This is a genomic window from Anaerofustis stercorihominis DSM 17244 (genome assembly GCF_000154825.1).
Classification (GTDB): Bacteria; Bacillota; Clostridia; order Eubacteriales; family Anaerofustaceae; genus Anaerofustis; species Anaerofustis stercorihominis.
In genome coordinates this window covers 327,383-354,056 of the sequence record NZ_DS560019.1, presented here as the reverse complement: position 1 = coordinate 354,056, position 26,674 = coordinate 327,383, and the positions used below count along the sequence as shown (strand labels likewise).

Here is a 26,674-nt window from a genome sequence, read left to right as displayed (position 1 = left end):
TCATATCTCCGTTTGTGTATGTCTCGATACGTGACATCCTATATTTACACTTATCGGAAGTCCCGCTATATGGGTAGGGTAAGTTAAAATATTTACCCCTAAAGCTGTTGTCGTTCCTCCAAGTCCACCCGGACCTATCCCAAGATTATTTATCTTTGTATATAATTCTTCTTCCATTTCAGCGTAAAAGGGATCTTCATTTTTATGATTTATATCTAAAAGCAATGCTTCTTTTGCCATAAGTGCGGATTTTTCCATGGTTCCGCCTATTCCTATTCCTATTATCATCGGAGGGCAAGGCTTACTTCCCGCATTCTTTACCGTGTCTAAAATAAAATTTACTACACCTTCATAACCGTCGGCGGGTTTTAGCATTTTCGTTGCTCCGCAGTTTTCACTGCCGAAACCTTTTGGCATTACTTTGATATTTACCTTATCTCCCTTTACTATATTATAATATATGATTCCCGGAGTGTTGTCTTTTGTATTTTCTCTTCTAAGCGGACAGCCGACTACGCTTTTTCTGAAATATCCTTCTTCGTAAGCTTCTCTTATTGCTTCGTTTATTTCATCATAAATATAGTTGCCTTTAAATACAACTTCCTGTCCGACCTCCAAAAAAACGATACACATCCCCGTATCTTGGCAAATAGGACAGTTCTCTCTTGCCGCGACTTTTATGTTCTCGTTTATTACATTTAAAAGTCCTTTTCCTATTTCCGATTTTTCTTCTTTTTCTTTTTTGATCAGCTCGTTTTTTATATCCGGACAGAGGAATATATTCGCTTTTAATATCAAATCTTTTACTGTTTTTCTTACTAAACCGGTATCTATTTCTCTCATAATAACCTCTGAAATTTATTATATTTTTTAGTATATCACAGCAGAAAAATATTTTCTACTTGTGAAATAAAGTAATAGTAAAAATTTTGATTTGTTATATAATTGATTTAAATATACTTAATAAAGGGGAAGCGTTATGAATAGTAATGAAATAATCAATGAGCTTAAAAAAATGAGTGATGAAAAGTATAAGAAAAATATTATTAAACTGGGTATTCCCGAAGACAGATGTATAGGTGTTCCTATGGCGGATTTAAGGAAATTTAGTAAGAATATTAAAAAGGATAACGACCTTGCAAGAGAACTTTGGATAAGCGGATATCACGAGGCTATGCTTTTATCTGTTTTGATAATGGATAAAAAGTCAGTCACGCTTGAATATATAGAAGAAATAATGAATGATGTCATTTCTTGGGATTTATGTGATCACTTATGCAAGAATATAATCATTAAAATAAAAGGATATGAAGATCTTATATATAAATGGAGCAGCAGTGAAAAACTATATTATAAAAGGGCTGCATTTACTCTTATTGCTTCTTATGTTATTCATAATAAAAAAGCTGATGATGAAGCTCTAAATAAAATGCTTCAAATAATAGAAGAAAACAGCGATGATGACAGGGAACATGTAAAAAAGGCAGTGTTGTGGGCACTTAAAGAAATCGGTAAAAAAGATATGGAGTGGAAAGATAAATCAGCAAAAGTATCAAATAAATTGATATTATCAGGCATAAAATCAAAAGTATGGATCGGGAATAATGCTTTGAAAGAATTAAATACATTGGTTAAAGTCGAAGGGCGGACAAGGCTTATTTCCAATAAATCAAAAATGGGAAGTAATGTTTGATTTTTCTTATTAAAATACATATGAAAATGTTTAAATTGATAGTATAATATTTATAAGTAAAAAGGCAGGGGTTTTATATGTCAGATAATATTATATTTAAAAATGTAAGTAAGATTTACGGCAGCGGAGAAAATACCACGACGGCTCTTAATAATGTAAGCTTTGAAATAGAAAAAGGTAAATTTACGATTATCGTAGGTCAAAGCGGTGCGGGCAAAACGACTCTTCTCAATCTTCTTGGAGGGATGGATTCTATAACCGATGGGAGTATTATTGTAGGAGGTAAAGATATAAGTTCATTTAATGAAAAAGAACTTACAACATACCGAAGATATGATGTAGGTTTTGTTTTTCAGTTTTATAATTTAGTACAAAATCTTACCGCAAAGGAAAATATAGAGCTTGCCACTGAAATATCAAACTCCGAAATATCAGCCGAGAAAGCACTGGAAGATGTAGGGCTTTTAAACAGAAAAGATAACTTTCCTTCTCAGCTTTCGGGAGGAGAACAGCAGAGGGTATCTATAGCAAGGGCATTGGCAAAAAATCCGAAGCTGCTTTTATGTGACGAACCTACGGGAGCTCTCGATTATAAGACGGGAAAGTCCATACTAAAACTTTTGCAAGATATATGTTTTATGAACAATATCCCCGTTATAGTCGTGACTCATAATCTTGCACTCATGTCAATGGCTGATAAGATAATCAAAGTAAAAAACGGAGAAATAAGCGATATAATCATAAACGAAAATGTTAAAAATGTAGAGGATATTGAATGGTAAATATGGTTTCGACTTTAAGGTCGACCAATATTTTTCCGAAGGCAAAAATATTGGATAAAACCCTTCCATTCAAACGCCATGGAGGCTTTTTACGTAGTCGGATTTTATATAAAAATCTACCCGATTTTTATATAAACGACTACTACCCCGACCCGCATATTTTTCATTATATAGTTTTAAAGAGCATTTTTAATTATCAAATAGTTTAATGCTAAATTATAAAGTAAATATTATATTTATAGAAAAGGTAAATAATGAAGACTTTATTAAAAGACTTATTCAGAGAAATCAAGACAACTAAAAACAGATTTATTTCAATCCTATTGATCACGTTATTAGGTGTTTGTTTTTTTGTGGGTTTAAGAGTTATCGGTCCTCAGATGGAATTTACCGCGGATAAATATTTTAAAGATACAAATCTATATGATATTAATTTTATGTCTACATATGGCTTTAATAAAAAAGATGTTGAAGCGATAAAAAATGACAGGAATACAAAAGATATATTTGCAACGTATTCTACTGAATTATTATTAAAACATGGTGATGACGGTATAGTTGCAAAAGCTTTTGGAATGCCGAACTATAAAGACATAAATATGATGAAATATGAACTTATTAAGGGGACATATCCCAATAAGGATGATGAATGCGTTATTTCCGATAATTATATGGAGTTTAAAGGCTATAAATTAGGTGATGTGCTAACTGTTGAAGAGCATTCCGGAGCAAAATTAAAAGTTAAAAAATTAAAGATCGTAGGCAGTGCTTCTTGGTCTTATTATATTACCGATGATGATTACGGTTCTTCCACACTTGGCAACGGGAGTATAGATACATTTTTGATTTTAAATAAAAATTCTTTTGACAGCAGCGTATATACTGATTTGTATATTACCCTAAATAATTTAGATAAAGTAAATTGTTTCAGTGAAGAATATGAAAATATAATAGATAATTATAAAGATAATATAAAAAAAGTAACCGATGATAGAGGTAAAGAAAGATTACAGGAAGAAAAAGATAAGGCTTATAAGAAGATAAAAAAATCGGAAGATAAGTTAAATAAGAAGAAAAAAGAAACCAATGATAAATTAAATAAAGCTAAAAAGACATTGGATGATAGTAAGGCAAAATTAACTAAAAGTGAAAATGAATTAAAAAGTACTAAAAAAGATACTAAATCAAAGTTGGAAAAGGCAAAGAGGGATTTAGATAAGGCAAAAAAAGAAATACCCGCTAATGAAAAGAAATTAAAAAAAGCAAAAGAAGAAGTAACTAAGGCGAGAAAAGAATTTGAACAAGGTAAGTTACAGTTTGAACAATACGTCGCAGGTCTGACTGCGCAGGAAAAGGAATATCTGAAAGATGTACTAGATAAAAAACAGAAAGAGCTTGACATTGCGGAAGCTAAAATATTAAAAAGCGAAAACCAAATCAAATCTTCCCAAAAAGAATTGATAAAGGCAAAAGAAAAAGTAAAACAGGGATATAAAGATTTAGAAAAACAAAGAAACAAAGCGGATTCGGAATTCAAAAAAGCGGAAAAGCAAATTAAAGAGGGCAGAGAAAAATTAAATAAAGGTTATAGAGATTATAATAAAAATAAAGCAAAGGTTGATAATGAATTTATAAAAGCAGAAAATAAAATAAGGTAAAGCTAAAGAAAAAAGTCGATGATTTAAAAGAAGTAAAATGGTATACATTGGGCAGAACCGCAAATGAAAGTTATTTCAGCTATTCTGAGAACTCAAAGAAAATAACATCGGTAGCAAAAGTGTTCCCAGCAATATTCTTTTTGGTTGCTGCTTTGGTTTGTTTGACGACAATGACTAGAATGGTAGAGGAAAAAAGAACGGAACTTGGTATTTTAAAGGCTCTTGGTTTCGGTAAATGGGCTGTAAGTATGAAGTTTATCGTATATGCGTTTTCAGCCAGCTTTATAGGCAGTGTGATAGGTCTTATAATCGGATTTACCTTCGTACCTAAGATGATTTATAATGCGTATAGGATACTTTATAAAACACCTAATCTGATAACCGTGGTTTATCCTTCATATATTGCTTTATCATTATTTATAGGTGTCATGTGTACGGTACTAAGTGCATATTTTGCATGTAATAGTGACCTTAAAGAAGTAAGTGCCAGTTTGCTTAGACCTAAAGTAATGAAAAGCGGAAGAAAAACCTTCCTGGAAAGGATACCAGCTGTATGGAATAAGATAAGCTTTAAATGGAAAATAACAATACGAAATTTGGTAAGGTATAAAAAGCGTCTTATTATGAGCGTAGTGGGTATAGGGGCATGCTGCGGACTCTTGATAGCGGGATTTGGACTTAGGTATTCCATATCCGGTATTGTTGACTTGCAGTATAACAAAGTATGGAATTATAATATGGAAACGTCTTTGGATACCGATATAACGGTTAAAGAGCTTAATGATATAAGGAGTACATTCAATAAAGATAAGGAAATAAAAGACAGTAAGTTATTTTATAAGGACACCTATAATGTGGAAGGAAAGAAAAAAGACTACTCATTTTCTTTGATGGTTCCCATAGATAAAAGTGCGGTCAACGATTATATCTATTTAAACGATTATGAGTCGGATAAAACCGTTCAAATGCCGAAAAGCGGGGTTATAATTACAAGCAGGCTCAGTGAAATAGCAGGTATCAAAAAAGGCGATATAATAAAAATCAAAAATATGGATGATAAAGAGTTTGAAGTCCCTGTTGTAAATATAATCAATAACTATGTTTATCATTATATGTTTTTAAGTGAAGAATATTATAAATCTACAATGAATGAGGATTTAACTCCAAATTTGATTTTATCGAGATTGGCTCATAATGATGAAGCTACTTATGATAATATAAGTAAAGATTTGCTTAAAGATAAAAATATCAATAGCATCAACTTTAATAAAAGGCAGGCGGATAACTTCGCAGAACAGCTGGACAGTTTGGATTTTGTTATAGTTGTTATAATTATTGCTGCTGGCATGCTTGCATTTGTCGTAATGTTTAACTTGGATAATATAAATGTAAGCGAGAGGATAAGAGAGATCGCAACTATAAAAGTGCTCGGTTTTTATAATAATGAAGTAAACTTTTATATAGTAAGAGAAAATATAATACTTAATATTTTGGGTATTATAGTAGGCTGTATAGTAGGAAAGTACTTTCATATTTACCTTATGAATACAGTAGCCGTAGATTTTGTTCAGTTTTATAAAGGTATTTTGTTCTCGAGTTATATATATGGGATAGTTTTAACGATAGTATTTGCGTTTGTTGTCAATCTGTTCCTGAAAAAGACTTTGAAAAAAATCAATATGGTCGAATCACTTAAAAGTGTGGAATAAAAGAGAAGTTTTACTTCTCTTTTTTATATTGCTATTTAATAATATAAATTAATAAAATTTAAGATTTTCTTCCTATTTTTCTTTCTTTTTTAGTTTTTATTTGATAAATTAATATGTATTCTTTTGTGGTTTATAGGGTAAATATAGTAAAGAATATTCAGTGTTCTTTATTTAAAATAAGGTAAAGATTAAAATATAATTAAAAATGAAAATTAATTTTATAATCTATTGACAAAGTATTTCCTTGGTGGTATATTTATGACAGTGTTAGCACTCAGGTTTGAGGAGTGCTAATAAGAAGGAGAAAGGAAAATGAACTGGGACGATAGAAAATTTAATATTTTAAGAGCTATCATAAATGATTATATCAAAACAGCCGAGCCTGTAGGTTCAAGGACCTTGGAGAAAAAGTACAATCTCGGGGTATCTTCGGCAACTATCAGAAATGAAATGTCGGACCTTGAAGAAATGGGATTTTTAATAAAACCTCATACTTCTGCCGGAAGAATTCCTTCTACCAGTGCATATAGATTATATGTTGATAACTTCATGAAAAAGAATGCTTTGGAGTCTGAAATCAGAGAGGCTGTCAGAGCAGAATATGATAATTATATGCTCGAACTTAATAATACGATAGAAAAAACTTTGAATATACTTACTAAAATGACCAATTACACATCACTAGTCATGGCACCGCGATTATCTTCTCTTAATGTAAAAGATGTTAAGATTGTTTATATAGAAGAAGATAGGGTAATGCTTATAGTAGTTACCAAAGAAGGGCTGATAAAAAATTCTGAAATAAGGCTTAAAACTTATGTCACACTTGAAGAGATAGAAAGAATAAATAATGCTCTCACCACTATAATAAAGAACAGACCTGCGAACGAAGCCGTCAACTTATTAAGTGAATTGGTTGAGGGATTAAGTGAGACGGAAAACAGGATACTTTCGGAAATAATGCCGGTATTCAGAAGTTTGGTTGAAAATACCAATTCTTCAAAGATATATGCCAGAGGAGTCAGTAAGATACTAAACTTTCCCGAATTCGGGGATATAGAAAGGGCAAAGCATTTTATAGATTCGGTTAACAGTAAAGAGGCGCTTGAAAGTGCTATTTCTGTTGATAGTGACGATAGTGATATCCATATAGTGATAGGAAATGAAAATAAAGTCGAGGACTTTAACGATTGTTCTATTATTACCGCAAATTATAAGCTAAACGGTAAAACGGTAGGAACTATAGGTGTTATCGGACCGACAAGGATGAATTATGATTACGCAGTCTCGACACTTGATTTTTTAAGTGATGAGCTTACCAAGCATATTACAAAAATTTTTAAAAAGTGAGGTAACTAAATGAGTAATGATAATATTAAAGATATAAATGAACTTAGAAAAGAAAAAGAAGAGAGAGAAAAGAAAAAAAATATGAATAAAGATGAGAAAAAGGATGTTAATCAGGAAGAAGTGACGGAAGAAACAGCTGAAGAAGTTAAGGACAGCGTAGAGGAAAGTAAACCTGAAGAAAAAGAGGAAGTCAAGGAAGAAAGCATGGAAGAAAAATATGATAAATTAAATGACAGTTATATGAGACTCTTGGCTGACTTTGATAATTACAAAAAAAGAGCAAGTAAAGATAAAGAAGCTATGATCATATATTCAACATCTAAGTTTGCGGAAGGTTTGTTTCCTATAATTGATAATTTTAAAAGGGCTTTGGATAGTGAAGCAGATAAAAAAAGCGGTTTCTATGAAGGTGTAAATATGATATTTACACAGCTAACTGAATTACTTAAAAATGAAGGTATAGAAACAATAGAAGCTCTTGATGAAAAATTCGATCCAAATAAACACTATGCGGTAGCGGTGGAAAAATTGGACGATAAAGAAGATGATATCATTCTTGAAGTTTTTCAAGATGGATATATATACAAAGAAAAAGTCTTAAGACCGAGTATGGTCAAGGTAAATAAGTTAAAATAAAGGAATAAGGAGAGTAAGAAAGATGAGTAAAGAAAAGATTATAGGTATCGATTTAGGTACTACAAATTCATGTGTATCAGTATTGGAAGGCGGCGAAGCCGTTGTTATAGCAAATGCGGAAGGTGCAAGAACTACACCATCAGTAGTTGCATTTACAAATGACGGAGAAAGACTAATAGGTCAAGTTGCTAAAAACCAAGCAGTAACAAACCCGGAAAAGACAGTTGCTTCAATAAAGAGACATATGGGAAGCGATTATAAAGTTGATATCGAAGGCAAGAAATATACACCACAGGAAATTTCTGCTTTTGTACTTCAAAAACTTAAAAAAGATGCAGAAAGTTATTTGGGACAAACAGTTTCTAAAGCAGTTATTACTGTTCCTGCTTATTTCTCAGATGCTCAAAGACAGGCTACAAAAGATGCAGGTAAGATTGCGGGTCTTGAAGTTCTTAGAATTATCAACGAACCTACAGCAGCAGCTTTAGCTTATGGTCTTGATAAAGAACAAAGTCAAACAGTAATGATTTTCGACCTTGGTGGCGGTACATTCGACGTATCGATCCTTGAACTTGCAGACGGAGTATTTGAAGTTAAGGCTACAAACGGTAATAACCACTTAGGTGGAGATGATTTTGATAATAAAATAATCGATTACTTGGTTAGCGAATTCAAGAAGACAAATGGTATTGATTTAAGCGGCGATAAAATGGCTATGCAAAGACTTAAAGAAAGTGCGGAAAAAGCTAAAATCGAACTTTCAAGCAAAACTACAGCACAAATCAATATTCCGTTTATTACAATGGATGCAGCAGGTCCAAAACATTTAGATGTCACATTAACAAGAGCTAAATTCGATGAACTTACAGCTGATCTTGTAGAAGCTACAATGGAACCTGTTAGAAAAGCTATTGCGGACTCAGGTCTATCAGCAAGCGAAATCCATAAAATCGTATTGGTGGGCGGTTCTACAAGAATCCCTGCAGTACAAGAAGCAGTTAAGAAAATTACGGGAAAAGATGCGGACAAAGGTATCAATCCTGATGAATGTGTAGCTATAGGTGCAGCTATCCAAGGCGGGGTACTTGCCGGTGATGTTCAGGACGTATTACTTCTTGACGTAACTCCTTTATCACTTGGTATCGAAACTCTTGGAGGAGTATTTACAAAATTAATTGAAAGAAATACTACTATTCCTACAAAGAAAAGCCAAGTATTCTCTACAGCTGCAGACGGCCAAACAGCAGTAGATATCCATGTACTTCAAGGTGAAAGAGGTATGGCAAGCGGAAATAAAACTTTAGGACGTTTCCAATTGACAGGAATCCCATCAGCTCCTAGAGGAGTACCACAAATCGAAGTTACATTTGATATCGACGCTAACGGTATCGTAAATGTTACAGCTAAGGATTTAGGTACGGGTAAGGAACAAAATGTTGTAATTCAATCTTCTTCAAATATGAGTCAGGAAGATATTGATAAAGCCGTTAAAGAAGCTGAACAATATGCAAGCGAAGATAAAGCTAAAGAAGAAGAAATCACTGTTAGAAATAATGCTGATGCAGCCGTATATAATGCTGAAAAGACATTAAAAGATCTAGGAGATAAAGTAACCGATAAAGAAAAAGCTCCTGTAGATGAAGCAATCAAAGATTTAAAAGAAAAATTAGAAGGTTCTGATGTTGAGGCTATCAAATCAGCAACAGAAAAATTAAGTGAAGCTTTATATCCAATCGCTGAAAAACTATATGCTGAACAAGCAGGGAACGGTGCAGGTGCTGCTCCTGGCGCAGATGTAAATGGCAGCGCCGGCGAAACCAAAGAAGACGATAACGTAGTAGACGCAGATTACGAAGTAGTAGATGACGACGACAAATAAACTGTCTAACTTCACCCTGCCTAAGCCGCAGGGTGATTTTTCATAATATATAAGGGAGTAAATAATAATGTCAAAAAGAGATTATTACGAGGTTTTAGGAGTAGATAAAAGCGCCGGCGAAGACGAGATAAAAAAAGCATACAGAAAGCTCGCTATGAAATATCATCCGGACAGAAACCCTGATGATAAAGAAGCGGAAGAGAAATTTAAAGAAATAAATGAAGCATACGAAGTTTTATCCGACCCTGATAAAAAATCCAAATATGATCAATTCGGACATGATGCATTCGACCCAAATATGGGAGGTGCAGGTTTTGGTGGTGCCGGGTTCGGCGGCTTTGAAGATATGTTTGGTGATATATTTGGTTCTATGTTCGGCGGAGGTTTTAGCGGAGGCGGTGCTTCCAGACAAAACGTTCGTCAAAAGGGCAGAGATTTAAGAGTCAATTTAACGCTTTCTTTTGAAGATGCTGTCTTTGGATGTAAAAAAGAAATCAAAATAAGAAGGACAGAAACTTGTGATACTTGCGGAGGTAAAGGTGCGGTAAACGACTCTGATATAAAGACCTGTGATAAGTGTCATGGTACAGGTCAGGTAAGAGTAACTCAGCAAAGTTTGTTTGGAACGGTTCAAACGGTCAAAACTTGTGATGAATGTAACGGTACCGGTAAGAAAATAGTTAATCCTTGTAAGACCTGCGGTGGCGAGGGGACTGTTAAGAAACAGAGAACTCTTTCCATAAGGATACCTGCGGGAGTAGATACCGGAAGTGTACTTCCTCTAAGAGGAGAGGGCGAAGCAGGAAAGAATGGCGGACCTAACGGAGATGTTTATATTTATATTTCTGTTAAGCCGCATGCTATATTTACAAGAGAAGAAAATGACATATACTGCAAGATCCCTATTACATTCGTTCAGGCTGCATTGGGAGACAGTATAATGGTTCCTACTGTAGACGGTAAAGTTAAACTTAAAATACCTGAAGGAACACAGTCAGGACAGGTATTCAAGCTTAAAGGCAAAGGGGTACAAAACCCTAACGGTTTCGGTAAGGGAAATGAATACGTTGAAATCAAAGTTGAAGTTCCAAAGAACTTGAATGAAAAGCAAAAGGCAAAATTAAGGGAATTTTCGGATATTTCAAGCGATAAAAACAACGAGCAAAGCAAAGGCTTTTGGGATAAAGTAAAAGATAATTTTAAATAAGAAGACCGCAACTGCGGTCTTTTTTAGTTTTAAGTATTAGATTTGGTTATCATTTGTATTAGTACTGATTATTCGCTTATATTTTTTCGTTCATGTAAATATTTTTTTGATATCTTGGTTTATTTATATTTTAAATATCAACTTATTTTCAACATATTAGTATTGTACAATTCTGCATAATAATAATTAAAATGATTTAATTTATACATTCATTTCTGATTTCATTTCTTTTAATCTATTTTTTAAGCTCTCAAAATTTATTATATTTATATTTGATTTTTTTGAACATCATATAATAATTTTACTTTTATTTAATTTATATTATAAATAGTTTGTCTCCAAGGGTAAATGCTACATCTTAATATAATTATATAGGTTATTAAAAAGATGTTGACCAAAAAATATATATAACGAAAAACACATTTTACTTTGAGTTTTTTACATCGGTTTCTATAGTATTTTCTTTAAATGTATTATATATTGATGCAAAAATTATTATAAAAAAACCTATAAAAGATAATGTATTAGGCAGTTCGTTGAAAAAGATAGCTACCCATAAAGGATTTAATACAGCTTCTATGATGGAAATTAAAGAAGCATTTATTGATGAAGTCCCTTTTATTCCTTTTGAGAAAAATATATAAGCCATAAATACCTGAATCGTCCCGAGTAAGAAAACAGCTATACTTTCGTTTATTGTTATAGACTTGATGGGATTGATAATAGCGAAAGGTAGCAAAACGATTACTATCATAAAGTTTGATAAGAAAGCAGAGTCCACCGTCGAAGAATTTTTAAATCTATTTATAAAAAATACTCCTGCAAAGGTAATGCCTGAGAATAAAGCTATTAAATTTCCTATTATTTTTCCTGTTCCTATATCATTGAAGAAAAATAACACGACCCCTACTGTACATAAAAGAATTGTTAAAAGTTGGTGTCTGGTTGCTTTTACTTTGTTTATAAAAAAGTCCATAAATATCACAAATATGGGAGCTGTATACTGAAGTATTATTGCATTTGCGGCGAATGTCAGTTTATTTGCTATAACAAACAATACATTGGTCATTGCTATACAAAGGGCGCTTAAGATTATTTTCCTATTAAGTTTAGGTATTGATTTTTTAAGGTATATACCGAAGGCTATCAGACCTATAAGGGCTCTGAAAAAAGCTATATTGAAGGGATCGAAGGAAATTATTTTTACCAGTATTCCTCCGCTGCTCCAACATAGGGCAGCCAATAAAATATATATATTTGCATTTATTTTTGTTTTCAAGACTTCATCCTTATTTTTTATTTCTTAAATTAAATGCCGGATATGCTTTTCATATCCGGCACAAAAGCATACATCACGAAAGTATCGTGATATATCATTCAATATTGATAAATTTTATATTTCTTTTTTCAAAAGAAGCTATTTTCGTAAATCCCGCCAGCTTTAAAAGCTCCAAGGCATACTTATAGCCTCTTATTATGTCCTGCGGATTATGTGCGTCGCTGCCTACTGTTATTATTTTTCCTGAATATTCTTTAAAAATTTTTACCAGCCATAAAGAAGGAAAAGTTTCATCTACTCCTTGAAACAAACCAGATGTATTTATCTCTATGCCCTTTTGCATATGAGCTATTTTTTTTATTATTTCTCTTAGACAGTCTTCATAAGGAGAATAATCAAATCTTATCTTCGTATCTTTATAAATATATCTTATAATGTAGTTAATATGGCTGATTATATCAAAATCCGAAAATTCATTTAACTGCTTGTACATTTTCTCCAAATATTATATATATATATCATTGATATCACATTTTGAAAGGTCGATATAATTTAAGTCGATATCTTTTTCCAAAGAATGAGTGGAGCATAATATTATATCGAAAGGGTTCTTTTTTATAAATGACTTTGAGAACTCCAAGTCTGCATCGGCTTGCGAAATTTCAACTCCGAATAAGACTTTAAGCTTTCCCCTGTTTTTTTCGTTTATTATATTTATTTTCTCTTTCAGCTTTGAGAAATCCTTATTTATCGGAAGCTTTGGAGGTACACATTTGACGGGATAGAACAGAGGCTCGGTCGTATCGTAATTGCCTGTTTTGTAAGGTCCGTCACTGTGTATTACTTCAAGATGATCCGTTATGGCTATTTCACTTAAGTTTTTTTTGATGGCAGTGTGTACTATATCTTCCAATTTTGCATTGGAATCTCCTGATAAATCGGTGTGTATATGATAATCAATAAGTTTCATTTTATATGTTATGACCTATGTGCATACGTCCTCCGTCGACGAAAAGTACTTCTCCCGTAAGCATATCTGACATATGAGATACCAGGAATAAAACGACATTTGCGGTATCTTTTGGATAACCGACTCGTCCCAAAGGCATTTTATATTTGTAATGCTCAAGTATAGCTTCTTTACTCCCATACCTTTTTATCATCAGATCCGTTACCACAACGGCAGGTGCAACTGCATTTACCCTTATCCCGTCTTTTGCATAATGCTTTGCATAAAACATGGATAGACCATATACGCCTGCTTTAGTCGATACGTATTCTTTACTTTCTGTCCTTCCCATAAAAACGGAGGCGGAAACTATATTTACTATCTTGCCTTTACTTTCTTTCAACAACGTATAACTATTTTCTGTTACGTAGGCTGCCCCTTTGACGTTGACAGCAAACATCTTGTCATATGACGCTCCGCTGTTTACTGAAATAACGGCATTATTGACTATTATATCCAGACGTCCAAATTTTTCTTTAACTGTTTCGATCATGCTTTTTACATCGTCTTCATTGGAAATATCACATTTTATATAATAAGGGTTAGGTCCTATTTGAGATATATTATTCAATGTTTCAATGCACATTTCTTCATCCATGATATCATTTATGATCACTGTTGCCCCGGCAGAAGCCAATACAGAGGCGATCTCCGCTCCGATACCTTTTCCGGAACCTGTTATAAGAGCAACTTGATTTGAAAGATCTATTTCATAACTCATTTATATACCTTCTTTATTTTTACAGCCATTGTTTCTGCAGGATGTTTTTAAAATCCTGCAATGGCATTTTTTTTGCTTTTTCTAAAAAATTGCTGTCCTGAACGACTTTTATTATCTCCTGCAGCATTTGAAGCTGTTTGTTATCGTCAACTACCGACATGTTAAAGACAAAATCAACATTTACTGTATCATTTGGATCTTGCATGCTGTTAAATAAAACTTTCTTTTTGAGTTTTAAAATGCATACGGCATTCTCGATCACATGTATGGCATCGGTATGAGGAATAGCCACCGCAACGTTGGTTGGAAGTCCCGTAGGGAACTGTTTTTCTCTTAGGATACAATTTTCTTTAAAAGTATTTTTTACACACCCATTATTGAATAGTTCATCTGCTGTAAGGCTTATTGCTTCCTGCCAATTCGATGCATCACCTTCTATGATTAAAACCTTTTTTAATTTCATTATGTTTTCTCCAAATATAAAAGAATTTAAATCTCGGGATCAAATAGGATCTTGAGATTTTGACCTGAGGCGGCAGCTTCAAATGCTTCTTTATAGTCATTCAATCCATATGTTTTCGATATCAATGCTTTTACATCTACTTTTTTTTCTGCTATCAGATCGGCAGCGGTCTTCCAGCTTTGAGGTACTTGACTCAAAGATGAATATATCTTCAGTTCCTTATGTAAAACAAGCCACATATCTATGCTGCCTATTTCATGCATTATCCCCATTTGCAGAAACTTCCCTCTGCCGGCAGTAAGCTCTATACACGTTTTCATGGATTTATAGTTCCCCGAACATTCAACGCTTATATCGACTCCGTATCCCTCTGTTTTACTATAAACGATATCTTCCAAATTTTCTTTTGAAATATCTACTGTGATGTCTATACCAAGCTCTTTAGCTTTTTTTAGCCTTTTTTCGTCAGCTGAAAGTCCCGCTAAAATTACTCTTGCTCCGTAGGCTTTTGCTACGAGCGCAGTAATGAGACCTACGGGACCTGGGCCGGATATCAGACACCAATCATTGGCTCTTACTTTTGCGGTTTCAACTATTCCATGAACCGCACAAACTGTAAGTTCCGTCATACAAGCTTCTTCATATGTGACATGATCCCTCATTTTTATAAGGCTGGAAGACGGAGCCGTGACGTAATCGGCAAACATACCATTGACTTTGGAGCCTATCCCTTTTCTTTTTATACACAGATTGGTGGCACCCATTTTACAGTATCGGCATTTACCGCATAATTCGTATGTAGTCATTACAACGACTCTTTCACCTTTTTCAAAACCTTTTACTCCTTGACCGATCTCATCGATTATCCCGCAGCCTTCGTGGCCTAAAATAACGGGAAGCTCGAGCCTTTTCGCACCGTATTTGATATATCCCAGATCGGAGGCACATATCCCGCTTCTTTTTATTTTTACTCTTACGAACCCTTGTGTAGGGGGTGAAACAGGAAAATTCTTAAGCTGCAATGTCCTGTCTTCATTCAGACAAATCCCTTTCATTTGATTTTCCATTTTTATCCTTCTTTCTTTTATTGTCGTTTAGTTATATCTATCATTCTTTACTACTTTTACTTTTGCTTTTTTTAAACCTTCAATAAAAGTATCTAAGTCATTAAAGACATAAGGTATAGCTACGATCCTTCTTCCTATGAGATGGACACGTATCTTCTTTTTGAATCCGTATTCCACTTGTTTTATATTTTTAAAAACGTAAGTCTTTTTAGGAGCTATACCGTCATAATAAATTATGCTTTTTTCTGTTAGAATAATTTTATTTATCTTGTGTCGGAATAAATACATGAAGCTCAGCAGTAAAGAAACGAAATAAAACAAGAATTTCATACTTCCCATAAATTTATAATCGAGTCTGAATATATATATAAAAATAGAACATATCAAAAAACCGCTGCCTATCAATATATAATGCTTCTTATACTTTTCGCTTAATCTAAAAGTTTTCATATCATCACTCTCACTTTGTATATAATACAAATATTTAGGATATATCACATTAATCAAAGGTCAAAGGGATATATCTTTATGGAAGTTACTTAAATTGGATAATATTTTTATTTTTCAAATATCATCTTTGCCGCATATTTATCCCCAAATACAGCTCTTCCCAAAACTACGGCATCAACACCTATTTCTTTTAAATGAGTAAGTCTATCCAGATCTATACCTCCGTCAACCCACATTTCAAGAGATGTGTTATCGATGATATCCTTTACGTAATTTTCCATTTTTATTGAATATTCCTGCAACGGATCACCGTAACATGCCGTAAGTACCAATACGGAATCTACCAATTCAAAATATTTGTTTGTATTTGAATCCAGATCGTAGTTGCTTAAACCGATACCTGTTTTGATACCCGCTTTCTTATAGGCACTTATGACTCTTTTGGGATCTTTTAAATGATTTATATGGATATGTACGATATCAATATTATCCATTTTTGAAATAGGTTTTAAATATTTCAAAGGATCCATCACTTGCAAATGTACAGATACCTTTGATGTCGTGATGGAACAGACTTGTTCTAATGTTTTCATCCCGAATGTTATTTTTGCATAAACACCATCTTGTATATCCATATGTATATTGGAAAAATGTTTATCAACAAATTCTGTTTCCTTTTGAAGATTTAAGGCATCACCAGAGGCGATTGAAGGACTTATTATCATTATTTATCTCCTCTGAATTCTCTTACTTTATTCATAAAAGCTTTGACTCTGTCGTATTTCGCTTCTTTATAAAAATCCCCGTCTTCTTTGAAAGTCGTTCCCACAATTGCGCCGTCACATGCAGCTAATTGCATTTCTATATTTTCGTATCTGACTCCGGTATTGGCGAAAACAGGCGTGTTTGGAACTACTTTTTTGACTCTTGTCATTATTTGAGTATCCGCTTCTCTGCCTGCTAAAAATCCTGCGACCATTAAAGCGTCCGGTTTACAGTGGAAGACCGTAGAATCCGCGATTTCTTCCCAGCTCCTGTCGACAAGATATTTCGCAGCCTCCGGTACCAGGTTATACATACATTTGACATCCTTTGCTCCTACTGCGATCTTATGACGCATGATCTTACCTGTATCATATACAGCTATACCATGGTCTCCCGCAAAGGAACCCGTAAATGTGCCCCTAACGAATTTTGCACCTACCGAAGCTGCCAAATCGAATGTCTTATAAGGGTCGGAAATTATCTGAACTCCCATAGGTATTGTAAAATATTCTTTTAATTGTCCTATGACACGGGCCATAGACATTGCCGTTATGATAGGAACGTCTCCCATGTATGGGAAAGAATATTCATTTGAAATCAATATCCCGTCCACTCCTCCGTCCTGGAGTGCCTTTATTTCTCTTTTTGCTCTTTCAATAACATAGCAAAGTCCTTTATTTTCATCATATAATGGATCCCCCGGTAAAGCCGCTAAGTGTAACATTGCGACTATAGGTTTATCGGTACCAAATATTTCTTTCATCCACATATCAAAATCCTCCTTAATTTTATTTTAAAATTTATTTTAGAATGCTCCCAAGAATTTACCGACCACGCCCAAAAGAACACATTGGATTTCATTTAAGGAAGATCCTGTTATCATCTGTCCGGTATTTTCTAGTGTTCCTACCTGAAGAGCTAAATTTGTTGCTATATCTGCCATATATGATTTGGTAACGAGCATGAATGCAACTATGGCGATAGTACCCATTAGTGTTTTAAATATGTTCCCGTTTGCATACATAGCGGCTGCAGGTCCCAAATAGACAAGAGCACCAAGCATTGCAACAGGGAAGAAGTTTACACCTGGGATGATAAATCCTAGTGCTATAGTTATAGGTATCATAATTAAAGCAACGGCTAAACCGCATTCATCTCCAAGTCCTAATGCTTCATCCATACCGATATATACTTCATATTCGCTTCCAAGCCTTTTTTGCATAGATACACGTGCGGCATTTGCTATAGGGACTAATCCTTCCATAAGCATAGAAACCATTTTAGGCATTAATACTACAGCAGCTGCTAAACCTACACTCATAGTAAGAGCTGAACCCAAATCTTGTTTGGTCAGTATTGAAAGTCCCAAACCAACTATAAAAGCCAAAACCGAAGGTTCCCCCAAGGAGCCGAATTTTTCCGATACCCAGTTTATATCTATTTGGATCTTATTGAGACCCGGTATAAGGTCGATTATCTTACACACTATAAAACTGATCGGCCAGAAAGTAAGTGTCTGATCCAGAGTTGTACAGGTGGTTCCCGGAAGTCCGTAATAATCCTGCCATCTTTTAGCAAAGAAATCTCCCGATTTGCAGGCAACGACTGTAAATGCGACCCCCACTACAACACCGACGATACTTGCCGTCATAGACGCTACACCTAAATTTTTAAGTAAGTAATAAGAAATCGTACCCGTTAAAATCGGATGATAATAATTCCATATATCTACGTTCAAAGTTTTTGTAAACCTTATTTTTACTAAAAGGTAATTTAAAAGCATTCCTAACGGAACAATAATAAGTGCAAATGATGTGCTCCATGTAAGGGCAGCTATTCCTTCCCATCCGACATCAATAACGGTAAAACCGGAAGACATCTTGCTGTAATATTCCGTTACAGGTGCAAACGAGGTAACGAGCAGACTGACTACCGTATTAATACCGATAAAACCGATCCCTATCATAAGACCGTTCCTTAAAGATTCAAAAAACTTTATCCCGAAAATCAGTCCTAAAATAGTAATCATGATAGGAAGCATAACGCTGCCTCCTAGGTTCATTATTAATTGAACACTTTCAAGAAAAAAATTCATTTTCTTCTCCTTTCTAAATTTTTTTAATCTTTGTTAATATCTTTTTCTAATTTTTTAAGTACTTCTTTTAATTCTTTTTTTGTCTCTTCTAATCCAATGCCTGTTATAAAATTTGTAACGCACATTATCGGACAGTCCAGCGGTTTTTTATATTTTGCGGTAAACAAAGCGATATCATAATTTTTAGCAATGGCAGGTGCACCGTTTATAGTGCTTTTATCGATTTTGGCATTTATGTTTATATCGTTGCACACTTCTTTGACAAGTGCTACTGCTATACTTGATGTCGCTATGCCACCTCCTCAGCAAACTAATATTCTTACAGGCTTCATTATTCTTCTCTCCTTTCTTAATTTATTTATGCAGTCATGTCAGATAAAAAATTTTAATGTCTGTATGAGTTACATATTTTAGACCGAATCCTCTTTGTAATTTCAGTATATTATTTTTTCTGTAAATAAAAAACAGTAACTTCTTTCAATAAATTTGAAAGAAGAAAACCTATTTAATTAGACAAATTTTTACAATATAATTGTAAAAAATTGCATATTTAAATTTATATCCATGTATGATTAGGTATGATAAAATTAATAAAAAAGACCTATATCGAAAGGAGGTACGAATTATAAATGAATCATCAAATATGTAAACTTTTAAAGATGATCGTTGACAGCAAAGGACCTCTGCAACTTAAAAATATTGCCGATGAATTCAAGCTCAGTGAAAGGAGTATTAGGAATTACTATAATGAAATCGAAAAATTTTTGTCTAAAAACGGACTTGGTGATGTTTGCCGATTTCAAAATTTATCTTTCAGATATATAGGGGATGAGAAAAGCACCAAGAAGATATATAACCTCCTTTTTAATTTAAACTTTTATGAATATTATCTGTCTTCAAAAGAAAGGGAAGATCTGATTATATTAATACTTTTGGTACAGGACATGCCTTTAAAATCCTCTCAGCTTGAAGAGCTCCTTTTTGTCAGTAAAACAACTTTGGTAAATACAATGGAAAATGTTAGGGAAAAATTAAAGGGATACGGCGTCGGTTTTTCCAGAAATAAGCATTATGGATTGGTTTTAGATTGCGATGAAATAAAAAGAAGGGATGTTTTGTTTTATATATTAAAAGATATGGGATTAGCCGATACTTTTCCTTGGGAAACTTTTATACCTAATGCCTGTTCGGGGTTTATATCAAAGTTTTTAAAAATCGATAAATACAGATATAAGATAGAAAGATCCCTTCAATCTGCAGAAAATCAATTTCATTTAAATATGAACGATACTTGTTTTTATGAAATGACGTTGATTTTATGTGTGATTTTTTTCAGAATAGAAAATAATCACTATATTTCATATGAAAAATGCCAAGATTATCTTGAGGGTTCATTTGAACCCAACGGGCTTGTTATAAATCTGTGTGAATATATTTATAAAAATTTATTTGATAAATACTTATATAATGAAAATGAAGTACAGTATCTTGCATGTAAGTTATGCAAAATGCAGTTTATTATGGAAAGCAGCAATAAGGGACAGTATGCAAACTTTCATATAATAGTAAAAAGTTTGTTATATCAGTTATCTAAAGTTTACAATATAAATTTGCTTACAGATTATAAACTGCATGAGTATTTAACGGGGCATATCTTAAGTGTTTTTCATAGAATAAAGGATGGAAACTATTTGGTAAATCCTTTTAAAAACGAATTGATTGAAGAGTATTATGAGGATTTTACTATACTCAAGAATAATATTTATATCTTGGAAAATGGTTTGGCATGTAAATTCAGCGATGATGAAATATCTTATATTTTAATGCATATATTGACAGCACTTATAAAAAACAGTAAAAAATATAATAAAATAGATGTAATAATATCATGTAATGCAGGGATAGGAACATCTGAATTTTTAGCTACTTTAGTCAAAAAAAATTTTAATGTAAATATAGTTGCGGTGACCTCAGCTCACAGTTTAAAAGCATTTCTATTAAGGCAAAGATGCGATTTAATTATTTCTACAGTACCATTAAACGAAATCAATATTCCTTGGGTACAGGTAAATACGGTTCTCAGTAAAGATGATTTCAGCAATATAAGGGAGAGTATAGATAAAATCTCCACAAAATCCGTAAAAAATTTTAATAATACGCCCATAAATGATTCTGACATATTCAGTGGCGGGACGTCTGATGAAGATAATTCAAGTAAAGAAACTTCTATACGGTTTTTAAACATGATAAAAAGCGATTATATCTTATTAGATAAAGAAGCGGATAATTGGCAGGAGGCAATTATCACTTGCGCTGAGCCTTTGCTTTGGTATAAAAAAATCACACCAAATTATTTAACTGCAATGGTCAATGTGGTTTTAGAAAATGGTCCCTATATCGTCTTTGCTCCGGGAGTCGCCCTTGCGCATGCAAATCCGGACTGTGGGGTCTTGGAGCCCGGTGCATCATTCCTCAGGCTGAAAAAAACCGTCGATTTTGGACACGAAACAAATGATCCGGTAAAATTTATTATAGCGGTTGCAATAAATGATACTCCTGAATATATAAATGCATTATTTCATATTATGAATATTATGTGTAATCAAAGAGTATTAGATCATTTAAGTTTGGCAAAAAACAGTTTTGAAATAATAAATATTTTAAACGAATATGAAAAAATCACAAAGGACCTATATCAAAATGATCTGTCATAGAATACGACAGGTCATTTTGATATTTCTTCAGAAGTTTGTAAATCACTTATTTTAAGTATGTTATATAATAAATTTTTTTACATGAAATATCAATTATTATTAAGTATAATTATAAATTTTTGAATCTTTATAATGCAGAATTTTCGTATGAAATCAAATATTTTTGTATGACATTTTAAAATATCTGATTAATTTGTTTTTTATGTCTAACAATAGCAGCCATATAATATAAATATTCTATGGCTGCTTTCTTGTCCTAAATCTAAATTTTTTTATATTTTGATATGTCCTTTTTCCTCTCTATTCATTATAATGTTTTCTAATAAAATTTTCATTCATGATAATGCTTTATTTGTTTTAAGATTGATTAGATAGTAATGTTACTGTTGTAATTATTGTACTTTATAAATATCTTATTTATAAATTAATGAAGCTCCTTCTTCATTAATTATTTTATATGCAAAAAATATGCTTAAGTCGTTAATATTACTGAAAATCAATAACACAATTTTCTTAATTTAAATATGTAAATACTGTAATAATTAATATTTAATCGTACTTAATAATATCTTTATTTTTAAATGTTTTTATTATATAATTTAAAGGTAATTACTTTTAGGAGATTTGATATGTATAAATATGTTGTTTTTGATTTGGACGGAACGTTGATTGATACGTCTGAAGGCACTGTAAAAATGTTTAAGAAATCTTTAAATCATGCCGGGATATTTGACACTGATGAAAATATAAAATCTTTGATCGGTCCTCCGCTTACGAGAAGGCTGGTAAATGATTTCGGGCTAAGCGAAGAAAGGGCCAGAGAAGCCGTAGATGTGGGAAATAAGTATTTTTTTGAAAAAGGTGTTTATGAATGTCAAGTATTTGATAATATGCTTGAGACATTGGAAGAATTAAAAGACCGTGGTATTAAAATGTCTGTTGCGACAAGTCAGCCTGAAGAAACAGCATTAATGGAAATGGAGCATGTCGGGATACATAATTATTTTGAGACTATACAAGCAAATAATTTATATCAAACAAGGGGAACGAAGAGTGAATTTATTAAAACATGTTTAAAAAGCATGGATGTTAAAGATAAATTGGATGCTATCATGATAGGTGATAAACGTCCGGATATATTAGGCGGGAAAGATAATGATCTTGATACTATAGGAGTACTCTATGGGTATGGAGATTTAAAAGAAATAAAAGAAAGCGAACCAACTCATATAGCCGATTTGCCTGTTGATATACCTAAGATAATTTTAGGTTAGTTTTTAGTTGTTTTTTCTTGACACTCAGTGAATAAATATATAAAATTATAAGTTAAGGAAAAGCGTATTATTATAAGCTTTTTGTGCTTTTTAGGATAAAAAAGGAATGGAGTAAGATATGATATTTGAAGATTTAAATAAAAATAGTGTCAAAGATATGGAGAAAGAAGTATCTAAATATTGGGAAGATATAGATATACTCAAAAGGTCTATTGAAACAAGAGAGGGATGCGAAAACTTTGTATTTTATGAAGGACCTCCTACAGCTAACGGTAAACCGGGCATTCATCATGTTATAGCAAGAACTCTTAAAGACAGCGTGTGTAAGTTTAAAAATATGCAAGGATACAGAGTTAAGAGAAAAGCCGGTTGGGATACACATGGACTTCCTGTTGAAATCGAAGTAGAAAAGACTTTAAATATGAACGGGAAGGGTGATATCGAAAAATATGGTATTGCCGAATTCAATAAAAAATGCAGAGAAAGTGTTTTCACATATGAAGCTCTATGGAGAGATATGACAAAGAGAACGGGTTATTTCATAGATCTTGATAATCCGTATATTACTCTTGACAATAATTATATAGAATCTGTATGGTGGATTTTAAAAGAGTTCTTTGATGCAGGTTTGATTTATGAGGGGCATAAAATATTACCTTACTGCCCAAGATGCGGTACCGGGCTTGCTTCACACGAAGTTGCTCAGGGATATCAAAATATCAAGACCAATTCAGTTTATGTTGCATTCAAGATAAAAGGTAAAGATGAATATTTCTTGGTTTGGACAACCACTCCTTGGACACTTCCTTCAAACGTTGCTCTTTGTGTAGGTGAAGATATTGATTATATAAAAGTTAAATCAAAAGGGGAAACTTTTATTTTAGCCAAAGCTTTGGTAAATACTGTTATAGGCGACGATTATGAAATAATCGAAGAAATGAAAGGTAAGGACTTAGAAGGTATAGAATACGAACAGCTTTTGGACTTTGTTAAAGTCCCACAGGGCAAAAAAGCACATTATGTGGTTTTAGGAGATTTTGTTTCTACAGAAGACGGTACCGGTATAGTTCATATCGCACCTGCATTTGGGGAAGATGACTACAACGTATCAAGAAAGTATGGTCTTCCCGTGTTAAATCCTGTAGGAGAAGATGGAGCATTCCTTGAAACTCCTTGGAAGGGTACTTTTGTTATCGATGCGGATTTAGATATAATTAAATATCTTAAAGAGCATGATATGTTATTCAAAAAGCAAAAAATAGAACATAATTATCCTCATTGCTGGAGATGTAAAACACCTTTATTATATTACGGAAAACCAAGCTGGTATATAGAAATGACAAAGCTTAGAGAAGATCTGGTAGCCGCTAACGATACCGTAAAATGGTATCCTGATTTCGTAGGGGAAAAAAGATTTGGCAATTGGATCGAGAACGTAAAAGACTGGGCTATTTCAAGAAGCAGATACTGGGGGACTCCTCTTAATATTTGGAGATGTGAATGCGGACATCTTCATAGTGTGGGTTCGAGAAAACAGCTTGTGGAAGATGCCATAGAAAATATAGATGAGAATATAGAACTTCACAGACCTTATGTCGATGAGATCCATATCAAGTGTCCTGAGTGCGGAAAGTCTATGACAAGGGTAAAAGATGTAATAGACTGCTGGTTCGATTCAGGTTCCATGCCTTTTGCTCAGCAACATTATCCTTTTGAAAATAAAGAAGAATTTGAAGAACAATTCCCTGCGAATTTCATTTGTGAAGGTATCGATCAAACCAGAGGATGGTTCTATTCTCTACTTGCAATTTCAACCTTCATTATGAAAAAAGCTCCGTATAAGAGCGTACTTGTAAATGATTTGATTTTGGACGCTAACGGACAGAAGATGAGTAAATCAAAGGGCAATACCGTTGATCCATTCGATTTATTCGATAAATACGGTGCGGATGCCTTAAGGTGGTATTTATTATATGTATCGCCTGCATGGACTCCAACCAAATTCGACGAAGAAGGTTTGAAAGAAGTAATATCTAAATTCTTTAATACTTTAAAGAATGTTTATACTTTCTTTGTAATGTATGCAAATACCGATAATGTAGATCCAAGAGAGTTCTTTGTTGAATATAAAGACAGAGATGAAATCGACCTTTGGATTTTATCTAAATACAATAATCTTGTAAAAGCGGTAACCGCGGATATGGAAATCAATGAACATACGAAAGCTGTTAAAAAGATACAGGATTTTGTAAATGAAGATTTATCTAATTGGTATATAAGAAGGTGCAGAAGAAGATTTTGGGCAAGTGAGCTTGATAATGATAAAAAGGCTGTTTACAATACTACTTATGAAGTGTTGATAGGTCTATGTAAATTGATAGCACCTTTTGCTCCGTTTATTTCTGAAGAAATATTCAGGAAATTGACGGGTAAGGAATCAGTTCATATAGAAAGATATCCTGAAGTAAACGAAGATTTAATAGATGAAAAAACAGAGTTCAAAATGGACTTGGTAAGGACTTTGGTATCTTTGGGAAGAAGTGCAAGGGAAGAAGCCAATATAAAAGTAAGGCAGCCTGTTAAAGATATTTTGGTTTACGGTGCAGATAAGAATATCATAGGTAATTTAATAGATTTAATAAAAGAAGAACTTAATGTTAAAATAGTTACTTTCCCTGATAACTTGGAAGAATATATGAATTTTATATTGAAGCTTGACTTTAAAGTTGCAGGTAAGATTCTAGGCAAAGACGTTAAGAGAGCCGTTGCGGCTTTAAATAACTGTGATGCGAAGAAAACCATAGATGAGCTTGAAAAGAGCGGAGAAGTTACTTTAAATACGCCTGAAGGTCCTCTTACATTAAAACAGGAATGGGTTGAAGTAAGAACAGACGCAAAAGAAGGCTTTAATGTTCAAAAAGAAGATGACTTGTTTGTTATTTTAGATACAAATTTAGATGATGACTTAATAAAAGAAGGTTATGTAAGAGAAGTGATTTCTAAAGTTCAACAAATGAGAAAAAATAATGATTATGAAGTTACCGATAGAATAGATATAACTATTGATTGTGATGATGTAATCAAGGGTTCTATTGAAGAGTTTGAAGCTTATCTTAAAAAAGAAACATTATGCGATAATATAATTTATACTAAAAATGATGGAAATAATGTTAAATTAAATGATAGGGAAGCAATTATAACTTTAAAAAGAAAATAATTGTAATTTAAAAGAAGTGCTGATGCACTCTTTTTGTTTTATATCAAATAAAAAAAAGAAATAGCTTCAGCTATTCTTTTTTTACGAACAGTTTATTAATAATTTTGTTTTTTGATAAAGAAATAAGCTTGAGGATGTTTACAAACAGGACAAACTTTAGGTGCGTCTTTAGCAACTACTAAATGTCCGCAGTTACCGCATTCCCAAATAACTTCTTCGTCTTTAGCGAATACTTTGTTTTCTTTTACATTTTTAAGTAAAGCATTATATCTTTCTTCATGAGTTTTTTCTATCTTAAGAACCCCTTCAAAAGCTTCTGCGATATCGTCTAAACCTTCTTCTCTTGCTTCTTTAGCGAATGTTGCGTACATTTCTGTCCATTCATAGTTTTCACCTGCAGCTGCATCAATAAGATTTTCTTCTGTAGTTCCGATACCATGAATTAATTTGAACCAAAGTTTAGCATGTTCTTTTTCATTGTTAGCTGTTTCTTCAAAGAATTCAGCAATTTGATTATACCCTTCTTTTTTAGCTTTGCTAGCGTAATATGTGTATTTATTTCTAGCTTCACTTTCTCCGCCAAAAGCAGTTTTTAAGTTTTCAAGTGTTTTTGTTCCGTCTAATTTACCCATAATTATTTACCTCCTATATGGTCATCTCGTATAACATATTATAACACACTTAATTGGTAAATGTAACCTTTTTA

The 26,674-nt window shown here is 33.0% G+C and carries 24 protein-coding genes; 11 read left to right on the top strand and 13 right to left on the bottom strand.

Annotated elements, in window-relative coordinates; translation table 11 throughout:
• Positions 1–843: a fumarate hydratase gene (locus ANASTE_RS06340; RefSeq protein WP_007050156.1), complete on the bottom strand. Its 843-nt coding sequence runs from the start codon at positions 841–843 to the stop codon at positions 1–3.
• Positions 844–979: 136 nt separating this feature from the next.
• On the opposite strand from ANASTE_RS06340, the gene ANASTE_RS06335 reads away from it, so the two are divergent.
• The 8 genes from ANASTE_RS06335 (at position 980) to dnaJ (ending at position 10,914) form a co-directional block, all read left to right on the top strand.
• Positions 980–1,693, top strand: a complete 714-nt coding sequence (locus tag ANASTE_RS06335; protein ID WP_007050155.1) for a DNA alkylation repair protein — start codon at positions 980–982, stop codon at positions 1,691–1,693.
• Positions 1,694–1,770: 77 nt separating this feature from the next.
• Complete coding sequence (locus tag ANASTE_RS06330; RefSeq protein WP_007050154.1) at positions 1,771–2,475, top strand: ABC transporter ATP-binding protein; 705 nt, start codon at positions 1,771–1,773, stop codon at positions 2,473–2,475.
• A 254-nt stretch (positions 2,476–2,729) separates the two neighbouring features.
• Positions 2,730–4,133 (top strand): coiled-coil domain-containing protein, encoded by a 1,404-nt coding sequence (locus tag ANASTE_RS06325; protein ID WP_007050152.1) that lies wholly within the window; start codon positions 2,730–2,732, stop codon positions 4,131–4,133.
• Between the two features lie 47 nt (positions 4,134–4,180).
• Positions 4,181–5,842 carry an ABC transporter permease gene (locus ANASTE_RS06320; RefSeq protein WP_039945254.1) on the top strand — a complete coding sequence of 554 codons (1,662 nt, stop codon included), beginning with the start codon at positions 4,181–4,183 and terminating at the stop codon, positions 5,840–5,842.
• Between the two features lie 312 nt (positions 5,843–6,154).
• Positions 6,155–7,192, top strand: coding sequence for a heat-inducible transcriptional repressor HrcA (hrcA, locus tag ANASTE_RS06315; protein ID WP_007050150.1), 1,038 nt, complete (start codon positions 6,155–6,157; stop codon positions 7,190–7,192).
• Positions 7,193–7,201: 9 nt separating this feature from the next.
• Positions 7,202–7,828, top strand: coding sequence for a nucleotide exchange factor GrpE (gene grpE, locus ANASTE_RS06310; protein WP_007050149.1), 627 nt, complete (start codon positions 7,202–7,204; stop codon positions 7,826–7,828).
• 22 nt (positions 7,829–7,850) lie between these two features.
• On the top strand, positions 7,851–9,707 hold the full coding sequence (gene dnaK / locus ANASTE_RS06305; RefSeq protein WP_007050148.1) for a molecular chaperone DnaK: 1,857 nt from the start codon (positions 7,851–7,853) through the stop codon (positions 9,705–9,707).
• Positions 9,708–9,774: 67 nt separating this feature from the next.
• The gene (dnaJ, locus tag ANASTE_RS06300) at positions 9,775–10,914 is read left to right on the top strand and encodes a molecular chaperone DnaJ (RefSeq protein WP_007050147.1); all 1,140 of its coding nucleotides are present in this window, start codon (positions 9,775–9,777) and stop codon (positions 10,912–10,914) included.
• Between the two features lie 424 nt (positions 10,915–11,338).
• Here the strand turns inward: dnaJ and ANASTE_RS06295 are convergent, their stop codons facing one another.
• The 11 genes from ANASTE_RS06295 to ANASTE_RS06245 form a co-directional block, all read right to left on the bottom strand.
• Positions 11,339–12,193, bottom strand: a complete 855-nt coding sequence (locus tag ANASTE_RS06295) for a DMT family transporter (RefSeq protein ID WP_007050146.1) — start codon at positions 12,191–12,193, stop codon at positions 11,339–11,341.
• 94 nt (positions 12,194–12,287) lie between these two features.
• Positions 12,288–12,686 carry a PHP domain-containing protein gene (locus tag ANASTE_RS06290; RefSeq protein WP_007050145.1) on the bottom strand — a complete coding sequence of 133 codons (399 nt, stop codon included), beginning with the start codon at positions 12,684–12,686 and terminating at the stop codon, positions 12,288–12,290.
• Between the two features lie 12 nt (positions 12,687–12,698).
• The gene (locus ANASTE_RS06285; protein ID WP_007050144.1) at positions 12,699–13,163 is read right to left on the bottom strand and encodes a PHP domain-containing protein; all 465 of its coding nucleotides are present in this window, start codon (positions 13,161–13,163) and stop codon (positions 12,699–12,701) included.
• Between the two features lies 1 nt (position 13,164).
• A complete protein-coding gene (locus tag ANASTE_RS06280; RefSeq protein ID WP_007050143.1) occupies positions 13,165–13,923 on the bottom strand; it encodes an SDR family NAD(P)-dependent oxidoreductase in 759 nt (252 codons plus the stop codon).
• A 19-nt stretch (positions 13,924–13,942) separates the two neighbouring features.
• Positions 13,943–14,386: a PTS sugar transporter subunit IIA gene (locus tag ANASTE_RS06275; protein ID WP_007050142.1), complete on the bottom strand. Its 444-nt coding sequence runs from the start codon at positions 14,384–14,386 to the stop codon at positions 13,943–13,945.
• Positions 14,387–14,412: 26 nt separating this feature from the next.
• Positions 14,413–15,453 carry a zinc-dependent alcohol dehydrogenase gene (locus tag ANASTE_RS06270; RefSeq protein WP_007050141.1) on the bottom strand — a complete coding sequence of 347 codons (1,041 nt, stop codon included), beginning with the start codon at positions 15,451–15,453 and terminating at the stop codon, positions 14,413–14,415.
• 27 nt (positions 15,454–15,480) lie between these two features.
• Positions 15,481–15,903, bottom strand: coding sequence for a hypothetical protein (locus ANASTE_RS06265; RefSeq protein ID WP_039945251.1), 423 nt, complete (start codon positions 15,901–15,903; stop codon positions 15,481–15,483).
• Positions 15,904–16,010: 107 nt separating this feature from the next.
• Positions 16,011–16,628, bottom strand: a complete 618-nt coding sequence (locus ANASTE_RS06260) for a beta/alpha barrel domain-containing protein (RefSeq protein WP_007050139.1) — start codon at positions 16,626–16,628, stop codon at positions 16,011–16,013.
• Complete coding sequence (locus ANASTE_RS06255; protein WP_007050138.1) at positions 16,628–17,437, bottom strand: BtpA/SgcQ family protein; 810 nt, start codon at positions 17,435–17,437, stop codon at positions 16,628–16,630. The genes ANASTE_RS06260 and ANASTE_RS06255 overlap by 1 nt, the downstream gene beginning before the upstream one ends.
• Positions 17,438–17,473: 36 nt before the next feature.
• The gene (locus tag ANASTE_RS06250; protein WP_007050137.1) at positions 17,474–18,763 is read right to left on the bottom strand and encodes a PTS transporter subunit IIC; all 1,290 of its coding nucleotides are present in this window, start codon (positions 18,761–18,763) and stop codon (positions 17,474–17,476) included.
• A 23-nt stretch (positions 18,764–18,786) separates the two neighbouring features.
• Positions 18,787–19,017, bottom strand: coding sequence for a PTS sugar transporter subunit IIB (locus ANASTE_RS06245; protein ID WP_007050136.1), 231 nt, complete (start codon positions 19,015–19,017; stop codon positions 18,787–18,789).
• Positions 19,018–19,392: 375 nt separating this feature from the next.
• Between ANASTE_RS06245 and ANASTE_RS06240 the strand changes: the two genes are divergently transcribed.
• From ANASTE_RS06240 to ileS, 3 genes are all read left to right on the top strand, one after another.
• A complete protein-coding gene (locus ANASTE_RS06240; RefSeq protein ID WP_007050135.1) occupies positions 19,393–21,477 on the top strand; it encodes a BglG family transcription antiterminator in 2,085 nt (694 codons plus the stop codon).
• A 629-nt stretch (positions 21,478–22,106) separates the two neighbouring features.
• Positions 22,107–22,751 carry an HAD hydrolase-like protein gene (locus ANASTE_RS06235; protein ID WP_039945249.1) on the top strand — a complete coding sequence of 215 codons (645 nt, stop codon included), beginning with the start codon at positions 22,107–22,109 and terminating at the stop codon, positions 22,749–22,751.
• Positions 22,752–22,869: 118 nt separating this feature from the next.
• Positions 22,870–25,968, top strand: coding sequence for an isoleucine--tRNA ligase (gene ileS, locus ANASTE_RS06230; RefSeq protein ID WP_007050133.1), 3,099 nt, complete (start codon positions 22,870–22,872; stop codon positions 25,966–25,968).
• Between the two features lie 95 nt (positions 25,969–26,063).
• Here the strand turns inward: ileS and rbr are convergent, their stop codons facing one another.
• Complete coding sequence (gene rbr / locus ANASTE_RS06225) at positions 26,064–26,600, bottom strand: rubrerythrin (RefSeq protein WP_007050132.1); 537 nt, start codon at positions 26,598–26,600, stop codon at positions 26,064–26,066.
• Positions 26,601–26,674: the final 74 nt, after the last annotated feature.

Excerpts from the sequence above, each read along its gene's own strand:
- ANASTE_RS06255 (WP_007050138.1), bottom strand. The coding sequence starts at position 17,437 with ATGTGGATGAAAGAAATATTTGGTACCGATAAACCTATAGTCGCAATG.
- ANASTE_RS06265 (WP_039945251.1), bottom strand. The coding sequence starts at position 15,903 with ATGAAAACTTTTAGATTAAGCGAAAAGTATAAGAAGCATTATATATTG.
- ANASTE_RS06325 (WP_007050152.1), top strand. The coding sequence starts at position 2,730 with ATGAAGACTTTATTAAAAGACTTATTCAGAGAAATCAAGACAACTAAA.
- dnaJ (WP_007050147.1), top strand. The coding sequence starts at position 9,775 with ATGTCAAAAAGAGATTATTACGAGGTTTTAGGAGTAGATAAAAGCGCC.
- ANASTE_RS06240 (WP_007050135.1), top strand. The coding sequence starts at position 19,393 with ATGAATCATCAAATATGTAAACTTTTAAAGATGATCGTTGACAGCAAA.
- ANASTE_RS06285 (WP_007050144.1), bottom strand. The coding sequence starts at position 13,163 with ATGAAACTTATTGATTATCATATACACACCGATTTATCAGGAGATTCC.
- rbr (WP_007050132.1), bottom strand. The coding sequence starts at position 26,600 with ATGGGTAAATTAGACGGAACAAAAACACTTGAAAACTTAAAAACTGCT.
- ANASTE_RS06260 (WP_007050139.1), bottom strand. The coding sequence starts at position 16,628 with ATGATAATAAGTCCTTCAATCGCCTCTGGTGATGCCTTAAATCTTCAA.
- ANASTE_RS06330 (WP_007050154.1), top strand. The coding sequence starts at position 1,771 with ATGTCAGATAATATTATATTTAAAAATGTAAGTAAGATTTACGGCAGC.
- ANASTE_RS06280 (WP_007050143.1), bottom strand. The coding sequence starts at position 13,923 with ATGAGTTATGAAATAGATCTTTCAAATCAAGTTGCTCTTATAACAGGT.
- ANASTE_RS06275 (WP_007050142.1), bottom strand. The coding sequence starts at position 14,386 with ATGAAATTAAAAAAGGTTTTAATCATAGAAGGTGATGCATCGAATTGG.
- dnaK (WP_007050148.1), top strand. The coding sequence starts at position 7,851 with ATGAGTAAAGAAAAGATTATAGGTATCGATTTAGGTACTACAAATTCA.
- ANASTE_RS06250 (WP_007050137.1), bottom strand. The coding sequence starts at position 18,763 with ATGAATTTTTTTCTTGAAAGTGTTCAATTAATAATGAACCTAGGAGGC.
- ANASTE_RS06235 (WP_039945249.1), top strand. The coding sequence starts at position 22,107 with ATGTATAAATATGTTGTTTTTGATTTGGACGGAACGTTGATTGATACG.
- ANASTE_RS06340 (WP_007050156.1), bottom strand. The coding sequence starts at position 843 with ATGAGAGAAATAGATACCGGTTTAGTAAGAAAAACAGTAAAAGATTTG.
- ANASTE_RS06335 (WP_007050155.1), top strand. The coding sequence starts at position 980 with ATGAATAGTAATGAAATAATCAATGAGCTTAAAAAAATGAGTGATGAA.
- ileS (WP_007050133.1), top strand. The coding sequence starts at position 22,870 with ATGATATTTGAAGATTTAAATAAAAATAGTGTCAAAGATATGGAGAAA.
- grpE (WP_007050149.1), top strand. The coding sequence starts at position 7,202 with ATGAGTAATGATAATATTAAAGATATAAATGAACTTAGAAAAGAAAAA.
- ANASTE_RS06270 (WP_007050141.1), bottom strand. The coding sequence starts at position 15,453 with ATGGAAAATCAAATGAAAGGGATTTGTCTGAATGAAGACAGGACATTG.
- ANASTE_RS06290 (WP_007050145.1), bottom strand. The coding sequence starts at position 12,686 with ATGTACAAGCAGTTAAATGAATTTTCGGATTTTGATATAATCAGCCAT.
- hrcA (WP_007050150.1), top strand. The coding sequence starts at position 6,155 with ATGAACTGGGACGATAGAAAATTTAATATTTTAAGAGCTATCATAAAT.